Genomic DNA, 14,788 nt, shown 5'->3' with positions numbered 1-14,788 from the left:
GATTCGGGCCTCTACACGACTGCCGGAGCGATACCCAACTTTCCCGCGAGTTTCACGAGATACCCGGTCGCGCGCTCCACCGAGTCGTCGGGCAGGCCGTACAGCACTGTCGTGACACCGATCTCGCGCCACTTCTCGAGTTTCTCGGGAACCGGTCGGAAGTCGAGGACGACGATCTCGGGATCGCCGGTGCGGCCCGCGTCGGCCCAGATCTGCTTGAGCAGCGACACCGAACCCTCGATGTCCTCCTCGCCCGGGGTGGTGATCCAGCCGTCCGCGCTGCGCGCGATCCACTTGAAGTTCTTCTCGTTGCCCGCCGCACCCACCTGGACCGGGATGTGCGCCTGGGTCGACTTGGGCCACGCCCAGCTGGGACCGAATTGCACGAATTCGCCGTCGTATTCGGCTTCTTCCTCCGACCACAGCGTCGACATCGCCTCGAGGTACTCGCGCAGCATGGTGCGCCGGCGCTTCGGCGGCACGTTGTGGTCCGCGAGTTCGTCGAGATTCCAGCCGAATCCGACGCCGAGGGTCACCCGTCCGTTCGAGAGGTGATCGAGGGTCGCGATGGTCTTGGCCAGCGTGATCGGATCCGATTGCACCGGAAGGGCGACCGCCGTGGCCAGACGGATGCGTTCGGTGACCGCGGCGGCGGCGGCCAGCGATGTCCACGGGTCGAGCGTGCGCATGTACCGCTCGTCGGGCAGGGTCTCGTCACCGGTGCGCGGGTGCGCCGCGTCGCGCCTGGTGGGGATGTGCCCGTGTTCGGGAACGTAGTAGGAAGCGAATCCCGCGTCCTCGATGAGTGGGGCGAGGACGTGCGGCTTCAATCCGCGATCACTGGTGAACTGCACTATCCCGAAATCCATGGTGCCCTCCGACGGCGTCGTTCGGCCGCCCGGGGCGGCCGGACGGTTGACTGGACACCAGTCTAGGTGATCGGCGTCACTCAGACCAGAGGAGGACCGGGGCTCGGACGCGGTCAGTGGCGTGGATCGGTGCGGAACCCGGGGAGGATGAAGACCTCGAGGTGTCGTCGGACCTGGGATGCGTCGTCGATGTCGACGGTCTCACCCGGCGACGTACCCAGGCTGATCAGCACGCGGGCAACCCATTCGGACACCTCGCGCAGGTCATGACCCGGATGGATCTCGCCCCGGTGCGCGGCGTGCTCGACGAACGGGAACCAGAACGCGGCGAGGTCGGGGACGAGCTTGACGACGCCCACGCCGGCGCATTCGGCGAACTCGGTCGGTTCGTCGGTGCGCAGCCGCATGAGCAGGGTTCCGGGGTCGTCGTACGCGCCGCGGCCGATCCGCACACCGGCAGTGAGCCGGCCCGCGAAGTCGTCGATCCCGTCGAGTTCGGCGCGTGCGTCCCGCCAGAAGGACTCGGTGAGGCGCACGATGGTGGCACCGATCATGGACGGTTTGTCGGGATAGTGCCGATAGAGCCACGCGCGCGAGACCCCGGCCGTCTCGGCCACCTGCTGCATCGTCGTCGCGCGAATCCCCTTGTCGGCGAGCAGCTTCTCCGTCGCATCGAGTAGGCGGTCCTGGACCGTGGTGGTCGGGGCTTCGGTCACGGACACTCCTGCGGTCACGGTCTGCGCGCATTGCTGCGTACTCGTCGGCGGTTCCGGCGAACGGACGACGGCGTCGTAGACAGTTCGCGGATTCTGTGTACACGATACGTCGCATCGTGTAGACACAAACCAGAATGTGTCTACACGCATGACCGAGACCCATACGACCGAACCAACGACGTGTCCGACGAGGGGGCAGTGTGCCTTTACCAACCACCGCGATCATCGGGGCCGGCATCAGCGGTCTGACCGCAGGCAAGATGCTCACCGATTACGGCGTTCCGTACACATGCTTCGAGAGTTCCGACCGGGTCGGCGGGAACTGGGCGTTCGGCAATCCGAACGGCCACAGCAGCGCATACCGCTCGTTGCACATCGACACCTCCAAGCACCAACTGTCGTTCCGGGACTTCCCGATGCCCGACGAGTACCCGGACTTCCCGCACCACACCCAGGTGAAGGCCTATCTCGACTCGTACGCGGAGGCCTTCGACCTCTACTCGTCGATCGAGTTCACCAACGGCATCGAACACGCGACCCGACTCGACGGCGGCGGCTGGGAACTGCAGACCCAGCAGGGCGAGCGACGCCGGTTCGATCTGCTCGTCGTCGCCAACGGGCACCACTGGGACCCCCGGTGGCCGGACTTCCCGGGCGAGTTCGACGGCATCGAGATGCACGCCCATCACTACATCGACCCGCGCACCCCGCACGACTTCATGGGCAAGCGCATCCTGGTGGTCGGACTCGGCAACAGCGCGGCCGACATCGCCGTCGAGCTGTCGTCGAAGGCACTGGACAACAAGCTGACCCTGTCCACGCGGTCGGGTGCATGGATCGTCCCGAAGTACTTCGGCGGCAAGCCGGCCGACAAGTACTACCGGTCGACGCCGTACCTGCCCACGTCGTGGCAGCGGAAGTTCGTCCAGGTCATGCAACCGGTGACGGCAGGGCGTCCCGAGGACTACGGACTACCGACGCCCAATCACAAGTTCTTCGAAGCGCATCCGACCCAGTCGGTCGAGCTGCCGCTCCGGCTCGGCTCCGGTGATGTCATCCCCAAGCCCAACATCAACCGATTCGACGGCTCGACGGTCCACTTCGACGACGGCACCTCCGACGATTTCGACATCATCATCTACGCAACGGGATACAACATCACCTTCCCGTTCTTCGATCCCGACTTCATCAGCGCCCCGGACAATCGCATCGATCTGTACAAGCGGATGTTCTATCCGGGGATCGACGACCTCGTCTTCGCCGGTTTCGCGCAGGCGGTCCCGACGCTGTTCCCGTTCGTGGAATGTCAGGCCCGTCTGATCGGGGCCTACGCCACGGGGCACTACCGGCTCCCGTCGGTGCCGGAGATGCGGCAGACGATCGAGGCCGACATGCAGTACTACACCGGCCACATGCTCGATCGGCCGCGGCACACCCAGCAGCTCGATCACTATCTGTACGAACACAACATGCGGACCAAGGAGATCCCGGCGGGTATCCGCCGGGCCGAACAGCAGGGGCCGACCGAATGGGCCGGCGTCGCTTCCGAACTGGTCTCGAAGGGAGCCTCGGCATGAACACACCGGACGGTGCGACCACCGTGCGCTTCTCCTCGTCGGACGCCGAGTGCGACGCCTGGTTCTTCCCGGGCGCGGCCGAGTCGCCCTTCGAGGTCGACGGCACACGGCCCGTCGTCGTGATGGCCCATGGCTTCGCCGGGACCAAGGACTCCGGTCTGGGCCCCTACGCCCAGCGCTTCGCCGAGGCGGGCCTGGCGGTGCTGGCGTTCGACTATCGCGGCTTCGGGTTGTCGGGAGGAGAACCACGGCAACAGATCTCGTTGGAACGTCAGGCCGATGACTACCGTGCCGCGATCGTGGCCGCGAAGAAACAGCCGGGCGTCGATCCCGGTCGGATCATCCTGTGGGGTGTCTCGCAGTCCGGTGGCCATGCACTGACCGTGGCCGCGGACCGCGATGACGTTGCCGCGGTCATCTCCGTCATCCCCTTCGTGAACGGGCCGGCCGCCGGCCGGGTCGCCTACGCGCAGAACGGCGGGGCGGCGATCGCGAAGTCGACCGCGACCGCGGTGGCCAGTGCGGTGTCGCGACGCCTCGGACGTGCCCCGAGGATGATGCGAGTCGTGGGGCAACCCGGCGACACCGGCGCCGCGCTGACGGCGCCCGGTTATCAGGAGAGCTACCAGGCGATTGCCGGCCCGTCCTGGCGCAACGAGGTCGACGCCTCGGTCGGCCTGGAGATCGGGGGCTTCCGCGCGGACAAGTATGCGCATCGGGTCTCCGCTCCGGTGCTGTTCCAGATCGCCGACTTCGACTCCGTCGCACCGCCATACGCCGCGTCGAAGACGGCCTTCAAGGCACGCGCCGAGGTGCGGCACTACCCGTGCGACCACTTCGACGTGTTCGCCGGGAACGACTGGTTCGAACCCTGCGTCAAGCACGAGATCGGTTTCCTGACACGGCATCTGGTCACCAAGGGCCACCCCGTCGAGGCCGGGGCCCGATGAGTCGGGCGATCGTCGTCGGCGGCGCCTCGGGTATCGGCCTCGCCACCGTCGATGCGTTGGTCGACGCCGGTTCAGAGGTGGTCGTCGCCGACGTCGACCTCGTGCGCGCCGAGGCGGTCGCCGCCGAACGAGGCGATGCGGTGCGCGCGGTCCGGCTGGACGTCACCGACGAGGACTCGGTCGCAGCCGTTTTCGAGGATGCGGGCGAGTTCGACACCGCGGTGAACTGTGCCGGCCTCTCCGACCCCGGACCGCTCACCGACCTCGAATTGAGTGCGTGGCGCCACACCGTCGACGTCTGTCTCACCGGAACGTTCCTGGTGGTCAAACACGCCGGCCGACGGATCGTCGACGGTGGGTCGATCACCTGCATCGCCTCGCTCAACGGTCGGCAACCCGGTGCGGGGATGGGCGCGTACTGCGCCTCGAAAGCCGGTGTGCTGATGCTCGTCGAGGTCGCCGCCCTCGAACTCGCCGAGCGTGGGGTCCGGGTCAACGCGGTGTCACCGGGACTGGTGATGACCCCGCTGACCGAGGGGATCGGTTTCGTCCCGGGACTCACCGAGGACTATCTCGACAACACCCCGCTGGGCCGCAGCGGTGAGACGTCCGAGATCGCCGACGCCATCGCATTTCTCGCCTCCGACAAGACGCGATGGATCACCGGCGCCGCGTTCGACGTCAACGGTGGTGCGCACCTGAAGCGCTATCCCGACGTGCTGGGCAAGGTGCGGGCGCTCGCCGGCGACTCGTAGCCGCCGCCGGGCCCCGCTCCTCTCGGAGCTCGCGGGTGCTTTTACTGCTCCCTGAGGAGCCCGGAGCTTGCGGAGGGCGTCTCGAAGGGCGCACCGACGTCACCCGAATCGCGACGCAGGACGCGCAGCGATCCCTCGACCCTGACCTCGGTGAACTGTCCGGTTTCCAGTGCCTGGCAGTAGATCTCGTACGGCGGCCGCCCGCCGTCGGCCGGGTCGGGGAAGACGTCGTGGATGAGCAGGGCGCCGCCGATGCGAACCCATGGCGCCCATCCGTCGAGGTCGTTCTGTGCGGCCTCCATGCTGTGGCCGCCGTCGATGAACACGAAGTCGGCCGGCTTGCCCCAGACCTTCGCCGCGACCGTCGACGGTGCCAGCACCCCCACCACGGTCTGGTCGAGCCCGGCGTCGAACATGGTGCGGCGGAAGCGTGCCGAGGTGTCCAGCGTGCCGGTGTGCGCGTCGACGAGCGATTCGTCGTGGTACTCCCACCCGGGCTGGTGCTCCTCGGAACCGCGATGGTGATCGACGGTCACGATGACGGCGTCGTGCGCCTCGCCCGCGGAACCGAGGAACACCGTCGACTTGCCGCAGTACGTACCGATCTCGACGCCGACCTTCGTCGAATCCGGTTGCGACAGATAATCTCCGGCGATCTCGAACAGTGTCTGCGCCTCGTCGAGCGGCATGAAGCCGGGGGCCTCCTCGGCGACTCGGAGGCGTTCGGGGGACGGTGCGCTCGGCAGCTGGGCCGTGGGGTGTGACATGGCACCAGATCCTATCGGGTCTGTGAGCGCCGCCGCGTAGGGTGAGCCGTATGAAAGCTCAGGTACTCAATGCAGAGACAGGCCCCTCCGGACTCGAACTGAAAGACGTCCCGGACCCTGTACCCGCCGACGGTCAGGTCCTCGTCGATGTGAAGTCATGCGGGGTGTGTTTCCCCGATGTCCTGATGAGCCAGGGCAAGTATCAGCTCCGCGTCCCCACTCCGTTCACGCCCGGAACCGAGGTGGCCGGGGTGGTGCGCTCGGCGCCCGAGGGATCGACGGTGAAGGTCGGCGACAAGGTCCTCGTCGCGTCGATCGTGGGGGGCTTCGCCGAACAGGTCGCGGCCGCACCCGAACAGCTGCTCCCGCTGCCGGAGGGGCTGAGCTTCGAACAGGGCTCGGCGATGGGCATCAACTATCAGACGGCCCTGTTCGCGTTGAAGACCCGCGCCCACCTCCAGAAAGGTGAGGTCGTGGGAGTGCTCGGTGCTGCCGGTGGGGTCGGCACCGCGTCGATCATGGTCGCCAAGGCACTCGGCGCAAAGGTCGTCGCGATCGTCCACCGCAAAGGCGCCGAAGAACTGCTGCGCAGTGCCGGGGCGGACGAGATCGTCCAGCTCGAAGAGGGCTGGGGGACCGCGCTCAAGGAGATCTTCCCCAAGGGCGTCGACGTGATGATCGATCCGTCCGGCGGCGAGGTGTTCGACGAGGCGTTGCGCCAGGTGGCGCCCGACGGCCGGTACGTGGTGGTCGGCTTCGCGGCGGGCGGTATCCCGACCGTCAAACTCAACCGCGTCCTGTTCCGCAACATCGCGGTCGTGGGTGCCGCGTGGGGCGAATACGTGCGCACGCACCCGGAGCTGAACCTCCCCGCGACCCTGCACGAGGAGCTGTCCCAGATGATCGCCGACGGCATGTCCCCGCAGGTGAATGTGACCTACACGCTCGATCAGCTGCCCGAGGCGTTGACCGATCTGGCCGAAGGGCGGATCCTGGGCAAAGCGGTCGTCAAGATCGGTGACTGAGGTCCCCACCTCGGTTCGGTCCCGGCGGCGACCCTCACCAGCATCCGACCGAAGGGATCTGCCATGTGCCGCAACATCACCGAACTCCGTGGTCTGGAACCGCCGGCGACGGGGGACGAGATCGAGGCCGCGGCTCGGCAGTACGTGCGCAAGGTGAGTGGGGTCCGCCATCCATCGGCGGCGAACGTCGAGGCGTTCGAGGCGGCGGTCACCGCGGTCACCGCGGCGACGCGGACCCTGCTCGACGTCCTGCCGGAGCGTCGTCAACCGCCGAAGACAGTGCCCCCGCTGCGGCGTCCCGAAGTCCAGGCGCGCATCGCCGTCCGAGGCTGAGGAGCCTCGATTCGGGTTCAGCGGTAGGTATCGCCAGGGGATACCTACCGCCGAACGTGTCGACCGGTCGGCCGCCTCCTGTGTAGTGACGCGCGGCTGCAAGCACGAGTGCCGCTACTATCACTCGACGTGGTTGCCTGTGCCCCTGCGGGAGGGGTGCGGTGAGTGGTTGGGGGATTCGATGGCACCAAAACCTGTTGAGGTGACTCCGAGCAGTCTGACGGACGCGTCTCGCCACCTGGCGACGTACGGAATGTCTCTCCGGACGATGGAGTCCCCGACCTTCGGCGCTGTCAAGATGTCGATGACCGGTTTCGAGGTCGCTTCTGTGGTCGACAGCGTAAATGCCTCCGTCAAGCAGGCCCTGACGACAATAGCCGGGCGACATGAGCAGTTCGGTGATGCGCTCGACTCGGCGGCGTCTGTTTTGGTGAATGTGGACGACGTGGCGGCTCGGCTTCTGCAGTCGCTGGGCAACCTCAACCAGCGACCCGAGTGATGACCGACAAACCACGCAGGATTGTCCGAGTCGCCCATCCCGAGGTGCTCCACCAGGCCGCGGACTCGTTAAAGCCGGTGTGGACTGCCATCGAGCGCAAAGCCGGGGACTTGTACGCGAAGGTGACCGGTCTCGACTGGAAGGGCAGGTCGTACGACGGAGCCGTCTCCCGAGCGGAGTGGGAGAAGACGCAGATGACCCGCGTCGCCGACGGTGTCGAGCAACTCGCTGACGCCTTCAAATCGGGTGCCAACAGGATGACGCCGATGGTAGAAGCCTTGAATACCACGGCCACCAATCTCGAGGGTGATCGATTCTCGGTGGAGGATGACTGGACTGTCCGAGACCTCCGCGACTATCAGGCGGAAGCCCGGGTCCATGAGGGCGACGAGACCGCGCTGGCTCAGATTGCGAGAGATCGCACCGAGCGAGGAAACGAGTCGAAGACCGAGACTGTGCGGCTCCAGCGACTCGCTCGTGAGCTGCACGACGCCGATGTCGACACCAAACGCGCAATCGCGCAAGCCGAGGAATTGATTCGCGCACTGGCGCCGGTCACCGCGGGCTTGAGTTCACGCCAAGCTGAGCTCGACGTCAGAGCCTTACGAGAAGGGACTATTTCACCTGCGGGTCTCGCGCGACTGAACCATGCGACGCACTTCTCCCCCCAACAACTTGAATCCCTCCGTCAAGGGCGGCCAACCGAGATTCCGCAAGGGCAGTACGACTACCTGCGAACATTCATGACCGAGGTCGGCTCGGCCGACATGAACGAATTGCTGCGCGTTCACGAACAAGCGCCGGGTGTGCTCGGCAACGCGCTACGGGTGATGTCGTCGCCGAACGTGCGGACGAAGGCGGGGTCCGCCGGCGGGCTCGACCAGCTTCCCGGCACTGTTGTCTCATTGCTGCGGGAAAACCAGATCAAGCAGGAGATGGTTGGGTCCGGTGGCCGGCTGTACTCGCTCACAGGCGTGAATCGCCTGGACGATTTCAAGACACTCAATACGATCCTCAGTGACCGCACCGACCGCAGTCTGCAGCTGGGAACTGATGTCGATCGGGGAATGCTGAAACAGGCTTCGGAAATCGTCGGAGCGCTCCCGCACGACGAGGACACGCCGTTCGGGTTCTACGACGAGAATCAGACTTTCGACGAGGTCCGCCAGGTCGCCAGCTCGATGCTCAGTACCGCGAGTCACGACCACCAAGCGGTGACAGACTTCCTCACTGGTGAGCGGATGGGTGTCACGGTCGCTGAAGGGCATCGGTACGACGCAGACGCGCACGTGCTGAACGTCCTCACCGAGAACTGGTCGGAAGTCGATCCGAAGCTGTGTAGCCCCGATGATCAGCGCGGACCGACGGACCTGTTCGACTGGATTGGCGAAGCGGCAGCGGCGCCTGGCTACGAGGGTGAGCTCGGAGGTAAGTCGGCGGATGCGCTTGCGCGTGTGCTCATCGAGAACGAAAAGACGCTTGACGCCCTTTACGTCGACAAGGACCACAGCGGAAATACCGAATACGAGACTCTCGGCGAGCGAAATCCCCATCTCTCACAGGTGCTCGCTGCGAATCTCGCCCCCTACTTCGGCAACTTCGCGGATGCGCCCAGCGAGGTTTTGACCAATCACACCGCCGGGCCGCTTGCAGACACCGTCGAGTTCTCGAAACTGATCGGAGTCCTTTCCACGGATCCGGGGGCCGGCCGAATCGCCTTGACTGCGGCCGTCCAGTGGGAGAACTACCTGGCCCATGAATTCGGGAGCGACCCGGACAACACCGAACTCGCCACTGCCGCGGGCAAGATCCATTCTTCGATGAGCGGCGGGTTGAGCAACGCCTTGGAGACGCTGGCGGACAACGACGAGTGGGAACGATTGCGCAAATGGAATGAGGACACGTTCCTGATCGACTCCGCGGGTGCGCTGGTGGGGGCGGGTGGATTGTGGATCCCGGGTCTCTCCGAGGCCGCCGGACTCACGGTGCCGCTCGTGAAGGCCGAAGAGATCAGCCTTCCGACTGCGGACCCACAGCAGGACGAAAACACCTGGCGGACCGAGATTCGTGACATGGAGACGCGATTGGACAAAATGACTACGGGCACAGACCGGGTCGTGCAAGTGACTTCTGGTGTCGTCGAGGACCGGCCCGATCTCTGGGGCAATCCGTGGACCAATCGAGTCGGGTCGACGTTCTCCTTCGTGCTGGAGGACGGAACGATCGATACGGACATGGTTCGAGAAAACAGAGATGCCTTCCGAGAGTTTTCGCGGGACATTGGTGCTGAAACGATCCGGCACCGCTACAACGACCATTTCGATGAATCCGCTGAAGATCCGACGATCGATGAAACAAAAGACGAAGTTGAGGTCTCAGACAGTGCGCCGCGTTAGCGCAGTTTCAATCCTCGCCCTGTGCGTCATGTTGTTACTCGGGTGCAGCATGAACGAATCGTCCGAGGGGCCGGACGAACGCGCGAAAGCATCGGTGGCGAACCCCGCCATTTCTCCATCGGTGGCTCGAGCAGAACAGGGTTTGCAGTGGAGAATGAGGTGGCGGGACGACAGCGTTGTCGATCTTGATTCGTCGCTGGGTACGTTTGTCCGTGCGGTCACTGAGTCCCATCTACTCGTGCTTTTCGATTGGGACGTCGAGGGTGAGTTCCCGGGGGTTCGCGAGGCAGTGCCGATACCCGACATCCTCGACCCAGCGCCGAGCAACGATCCCTACAACACCGCGGACAAGATTCTCCGAATCGCGAGTGTGCGGCCGTTATCAGGCGATCAGACGGTGGTTGAGGTCTGCGATCTCGGTCGAGCAAGTAGCAGCGAGACGTCCTTCCCGCCCTACTTCTCTGCGGATTTTCCGCCGCAAGGCGCCTTCGGGCGCGTCGGCATGGTGTCGCTGACCATTGAGAGCGGAGGGACCGCGCCGCCCGGGTCGGAGGCCGGTGACAGCCTGTTCCCGGGGTTCAACGTGTTTGGTGACTGGAGAGTCCTCGCTCTTGACGCAGGTGGGCGTCCTGGTGAGCCCTCGCCCGACGTCAGTATCTGCGGCGACATGGGTGACCTGACGGCACCTGGGCCGTCGTACCCCGGGTGGTCGGGCGCCGGCGTCTAAGCGGTCCATACATAGGTTCAGCAGTGGGTATCGCCCGGCGATACCCGCTGCTGAACTCGTCCTGACTGGATGGGGGACTACGAGCCGGCGGCTTCGTCGCTCCCGGTGACAATTGTTTCGGCGATGTCCCACAAGAGGTTGTCGAAAGCCTCGATTGCGTAGAAGAGTGCAGACAGCATGATTTTTCCCGCTTTCACTTCGAATTCGACAGTGGACGCAGGCCGCAACAAAACCGCACGTCGACGGCCTGTGGGATAGCGGGATGGGCGCCAGAGATTCAAGAGGGGGTTGATTTCCGGCGCGGCGAAGAATGATGTTACAAATCCCGAATCCCTGTATCATTGGTAGCACGAGCACCGCTTTCCGACAAGCAATTCGTACATCCGGATAGAGAATCCTCGGGGGTCACTCCGCACGGCGTCCTCGACGATCGGCGTGGGCGGACGTGGCCGACGGTCGCGCTCGACGCACGCCTCGCAGGCGCCGCTACGACGACGACCCCCTGGTCAACCGGGTTAAACTCACCGGCGGGCAAAAATTTGGGACACCTCTTGCGCGTGCGGATAGTGTCGACACGGTGTCCAACCACAGATCCCGTAGCGCCCGACGGGACGCGCCGCGCGCCGTCCGCGTCGTCGCGCTGGCCCTCGCGGCCGCCATCGTCGGACTGCTGACCATCCTCGGCGGACCCGCACCCCGTGCGCAGGCCGCTCCGGCCGACAGCTGCGCACCGGCCGGCCTCGCGTCGGCGTCGGCGGCTCCGGTCAACCTCGCCGCCGCGGATCAGGGCGGGGAAGACCGCTACACCACGGCGTCGACCACACCGCTCGACCAGATCGACGTCGGCCAACTGGAGCTGCTGTCGCCCGGCAAGATCTCCGTCGGCACTCTGTCGGACGCGGGCCCGAGCATCTGCGTGAACAGCGCGGGCAACTTCACCGGCTTCGACAACGAACTCCTCAAGGCCGTCGCCGCGAAGCTGGGTCTGCAGATCGAGTTCAACGGCACCGAGTTCGCGGGGCTGCTGTCGCAGGTGGCCAACAACCGCTTCGACGTCGGATCGTCCTCGATCACCACCACCGACGACCGTCGCAAGACCGTCGACTTCACCAACGGTTACGACTTCGGCTACTTCTCCCTCGTCGCGCCGACCAGTGGTTCCATCAAGAGCTTCGGTGACCTGTCGGCGTCCACACGTATCGCCGTCGTCCAGGGCACCGTGCAGGACGACTACGTCGTCAACACGCTCGGACTCGACCCGGTCAAGTTCCCCGACTACGCCACCGCCTACGCGAACCTCAAGAGCGGCCAGGTCGACGCCTGGGTCGCGCCGTCTCAGCAGGCCGAGGGTGCGGTTCGTGAAGGCGATGGCACCGCGATCGTCGAGAACACGTTCAGCGTCAACAACTTCGTCGCCTGGGCGGTCGGCAAGAACAAGCCGCGGCTCACCGAGGCCCTCAACTCCGGACTCGACGCCATCATCGCCGACGGCACGTACGCGAAGCTCTACGTCGACTGGGTGCCCCGCGAACTGCCCGAGGGCTGGAAGCCCGGCAGCAAGGCCGCTCCCACGCCCGAGCTCCCCGACATCGCCGCGATCGCGGCCGAGAACGCCGAGAAGGCCGGGCCCGCAGAGGAGACCGCGCCCAAGAGCACGCTCCAGCAGCTCGGCGACACGTTCTTCAACTGGGATCTCTACAAGGAGTCATTCCCGGAGCTGATCAAGACCGGTCTGGTCAACACCCTGATCCTGTCGCTGGTATCGGGAGTCCTCGGCACCATCCTCGGCATGATCCTGGCGATCTGCGGCATCTCGCGCTCGCGCTGGCTGCGCTGGCCGGCGCGGGTCTACACAGACATCTTCCGCGGATTGCCCGCGGTGGTCGTCATCCTGATCGTCGGTCTCGGCGTGGGCCCGGTCGTCAAGGGCATCACCGGCAACAACCCGTACTGGCTGGGTGCCGTCGCGCTGGCCCTGCTGGCCGCGGCCTACATCGGTGAGATCTTCCGGTCCGGGATCCAGAGCGTCGACGACGGTCAGCTCGAGGCCTCGCGGGCCATCGGCTTCAGTTATCGCGAGTCGATGCGGCTCGTCGTCGTGCCGCAGGGCGTCCGACGGGTGCTGCCGGCACTGATGAACCAGTTCATCAGTCTGATCAAGGACAGCTCGCTGGTGTACTTCCTCGGGTTGCTGGCGAGTCAGCGCGAGCTGTTCGCCGTGGGCCGCGATCTGAACGCGCAGACGGGCAATCTCTCGCCGCTCGTCGCCGCGGGCATCATGTACCTGATCCTGACCATCCCGCTGACGCACCTGGTCAACTACATCGACCGGCGTCTGCGCACCGGACGACCGGCCGACGTCCAGGACGACCCGCTGCCCCCGACCGTCGTCGAGAAGGGATAGGCCCGTGCCTGATCTCCACAAGTCCGACTCCCAGGCCTCGAATGCCTCGTCGTCGGGTTCGCCCGCGCCCACCCCGCGGAAGGCCGTCTCGCTGACCGGCACCGATCTGCACCTGTCGTTCGGCAAGCAGCACGTGCTGCGGGGCGTCGGCATCCAGGTCGATGCCGGCACCACCACGACCGTCATCGGGCCGTCGGGATCGGGCAAGTCGACCCTCCTGCGGGTGCTGAACCGGCTACACGAACCCGATCAGGGGGACATCCTGCTCGACGGTAGGTCCGTGCTCAAGGACAACCCGGACGAGCTCCGACGCCGGATCGGCATGGTGTTCCAGCACTTCAACCTCTTCCCCCACAAGAGCGTCGTCGACAACGTCGCACTCGGACCGCGGAAGCTGAAGGGCCTGAGCAAGGACGAGGCCCGTGAGGTCGCCCTGCGGCAGCTCGAGATCGTCGGGCTGACGAACAAGGCCGACGTGCGCCCGGCACGCCTTTCGGGCGGCCAGCAGCAGCGGGTGGCCATCGCGCGTGCGCTCGCCATGACCCCCGAGGTCATGTTCTTCGACGAGGCGACGTCCGCCCTCGACCCCGAACTCGTCAAGGGTGTCCTCGCGCTGATGGCCGACCTGGCCACCCAGGGGATGACCATGGTGGTCGTCACCCACGAGATGGGCTTCGCGCGCAACGTCTCCGACAACGTGCTGTTCATGGATCACGGAGCCGTCGTCGAGACAGGCCGGCCGGAACAAGTCTTCGACGACGCGAAGTCCGACCGCCTGCGGACCTTCCTGTCCCAGGTCCTGTAAGCGCTCGCCGGCCGCCTGGGTCAGCCGATCCCGAAGAGCCTGGAGCCGTTGCGGTAGAACACGTCTCGGAGCCAGTCGGCCCCGAGGTCGAGGCGGATGAGCGCCTCGAGGGCGTGGGTATAGCCGTAGGGGATGTTCGGGAAGTCGCTGCCGAACAGGATCTTCTCGCCGGCGTCGGCCAGTCGCGGCAGGTAGTCCGCCGGGAACGGGGCGTCTTCCTCGGCGAAATCGGTGAACGCCATCGTGGTGTCCAGGTGCACGTTCGGGTACTCGAGCGCGAGGTCGAGGAATGCGGTGTACTCGGGCATCCCCATGTGCGCGACGATCAGCGGCAACGACGGAAACCGGTGCAGCAGTTCGCGGATCGGTTCGGGTCCGGTGAAGGTGCCGGGCGCGGGCCCCGACCCGCAGTGGATGATGACCGGGACCTGCGAATCGGCGATCTGGGACCACACGCCGTCGAGAAGCGAATCGGTGGGGGAGAAGTCGCCGACCTGGATGTGGCACTTGAACACCTGGGTTCCCGCTTGGATGGCGCGGGAGACATAGGTGTGGGCGGACTCCTCCGGATAGAACGTCGCTGTGTGCAGGCAGTCGTCATGGCCCGCGGCGAAGTCGTGCGCCCAGCCGTTCAGCCACTCGGCCATGTTCGGTTTGTGGGGGTACACCAGTGACGAGTAGGCCCGCACCCCGAAGTCCCGCAGCGTGGACACCCGGACGTCCTCGTCGGCGCGGTAGGTGATCGGCCACTCGCGTCCGACCAGTGGCCCGACCGAGTCGAAGTAGGCCCAGACCTTGTCCATGACCGGGCGCGGCATGAAGTGGGTGTGCACGTCGACGATGCCGGGCAGGTCGAGGTCTGACCAGATCGCGCGCACCCGCTGCGCCTCGTCGGTACTGAACGGCTCGGGGGTCACGGGAACGGCACTGTTCACCCCAGAGACCGTACGCCGGGTGTGGCGCCG

14 protein-coding genes are annotated in these 14,788 nt (G+C 65.7%); 10 read left to right on the top strand and 4 right to left on the bottom strand.

The features are described from left to right. Positions 1 to 11: 11 nt before the first annotated feature. The gene (locus BCM27_RS19975) at positions 12 to 869 is read right to left on the bottom strand and encodes an LLM class F420-dependent oxidoreductase (RefSeq protein WP_004022604.1); all 858 of its coding nucleotides are present in this window, start codon (positions 867 to 869) and stop codon (positions 12 to 14) included. A gap of 113 nt (positions 870 to 982) precedes the next feature. Further along, positions 983 to 1,591, bottom strand: a complete 609-nt coding sequence (locus tag BCM27_RS19970) for a TetR/AcrR family transcriptional regulator (protein ID WP_033206310.1) — start codon at positions 1,589 to 1,591, stop codon at positions 983 to 985. Positions 1,592 to 1,785: 194 nt separating this feature from the next. Between BCM27_RS19970 and BCM27_RS19965 the strand changes: the two genes are divergently transcribed. From BCM27_RS19965 to BCM27_RS19955, 3 genes are read left to right on the top strand one after another with little or no spacing between them, the layout of a single operon-like run. Continuing rightward, positions 1,786 to 3,162: a flavin-containing monooxygenase gene (locus BCM27_RS19965; protein WP_004022606.1), complete on the top strand. Its 1,377-nt coding sequence runs from the start codon at positions 1,786 to 1,788 to the stop codon at positions 3,160 to 3,162. Then, complete coding sequence (locus tag BCM27_RS19960) at positions 3,159 to 4,112, top strand: alpha/beta hydrolase (RefSeq protein WP_004022607.1); 954 nt, start codon at positions 3,159 to 3,161, stop codon at positions 4,110 to 4,112. The genes BCM27_RS19965 and BCM27_RS19960 overlap by 4 nt, the downstream gene beginning before the upstream one ends. Then, positions 4,109 to 4,867 (top strand): SDR family NAD(P)-dependent oxidoreductase, encoded by a 759-nt coding sequence (locus tag BCM27_RS19955; RefSeq protein WP_004022608.1) that lies wholly within the window; start codon positions 4,109 to 4,111, stop codon positions 4,865 to 4,867. The genes BCM27_RS19960 and BCM27_RS19955 overlap by 4 nt, the downstream gene beginning before the upstream one ends. A gap of 41 nt (positions 4,868 to 4,908) precedes the next feature. Here BCM27_RS19955 and BCM27_RS19950 read toward each other — a convergent pair whose 3' ends face one another. After that, a complete protein-coding gene (locus tag BCM27_RS19950; protein WP_004022609.1) occupies positions 4,909 to 5,634 on the bottom strand; it encodes a class I SAM-dependent methyltransferase in 726 nt (241 codons plus the stop codon). Positions 5,635 to 5,684: 50 nt separating this feature from the next. Between BCM27_RS19950 and BCM27_RS19945 the strand changes: the two genes are divergently transcribed. From BCM27_RS19945 to BCM27_RS19915, 7 genes are all read left to right on the top strand, one after another. Next, positions 5,685 to 6,659, top strand: coding sequence for an NADPH:quinone oxidoreductase family protein (locus BCM27_RS19945; RefSeq protein ID WP_004022610.1), 975 nt, complete (start codon positions 5,685 to 5,687; stop codon positions 6,657 to 6,659). Between the two features lie 63 nt (positions 6,660 to 6,722). Beyond that, positions 6,723 to 6,992 (top strand): DUF2277 domain-containing protein, encoded by a 270-nt coding sequence (locus BCM27_RS19940; RefSeq protein WP_004022611.1) that lies wholly within the window; start codon positions 6,723 to 6,725, stop codon positions 6,990 to 6,992. Positions 6,993 to 7,260: 268 nt separating this feature from the next. Continuing rightward, the gene (locus tag BCM27_RS19935) at positions 7,261 to 7,491 is read left to right on the top strand and encodes a hypothetical protein (RefSeq protein ID WP_239450621.1); all 231 of its coding nucleotides are present in this window, start codon (positions 7,261 to 7,263) and stop codon (positions 7,489 to 7,491) included. Continuing rightward, positions 7,491 to 9,887 (top strand): TPR repeat domain-containing protein, encoded by a 2,397-nt coding sequence (locus BCM27_RS19930; protein ID WP_004022613.1) that lies wholly within the window; start codon positions 7,491 to 7,493, stop codon positions 9,885 to 9,887. The genes BCM27_RS19935 and BCM27_RS19930 overlap by 1 nt, the downstream gene beginning before the upstream one ends. Positions 9,888 to 9,936: 49 nt before the next feature. Continuing rightward, complete coding sequence (locus BCM27_RS19925) at positions 9,937 to 10,614, top strand: hypothetical protein (protein WP_239450620.1); 678 nt, start codon at positions 9,937 to 9,939, stop codon at positions 10,612 to 10,614. 577 nt (positions 10,615 to 11,191) lie between these two features. Next, positions 11,192 to 13,018, top strand: coding sequence for an ABC transporter substrate-binding protein/permease (locus BCM27_RS19920; RefSeq protein ID WP_004022615.1), 1,827 nt, complete (start codon positions 11,192 to 11,194; stop codon positions 13,016 to 13,018). Between the two features lie 91 nt (positions 13,019 to 13,109). Then, complete coding sequence (locus BCM27_RS19915; protein WP_172622116.1) at positions 13,110 to 13,823, top strand: amino acid ABC transporter ATP-binding protein; 714 nt, start codon at positions 13,110 to 13,112, stop codon at positions 13,821 to 13,823. A 20-nt stretch (positions 13,824 to 13,843) separates the two neighbouring features. Here BCM27_RS19915 and BCM27_RS19910 read toward each other — a convergent pair whose 3' ends face one another. After that, entirely contained in the window at positions 13,844 to 14,758 is a 915-nt protein-coding gene (locus tag BCM27_RS19910) for an amidohydrolase family protein (RefSeq protein WP_004022617.1), read from the bottom strand. Positions 14,759 to 14,788: the final 30 nt, after the last annotated feature.

The sequence above is a fragment of the Gordonia terrae genome, assembly GCF_001698225.1.
Classification (GTDB): domain Bacteria; phylum Actinomycetota; class Actinomycetes; order Mycobacteriales; family Mycobacteriaceae; genus Gordonia; species Gordonia terrae.
Note: the sequence above shows the minus strand (reverse complement) of the source record. Positions and strands in the feature narration are given on the sequence as shown.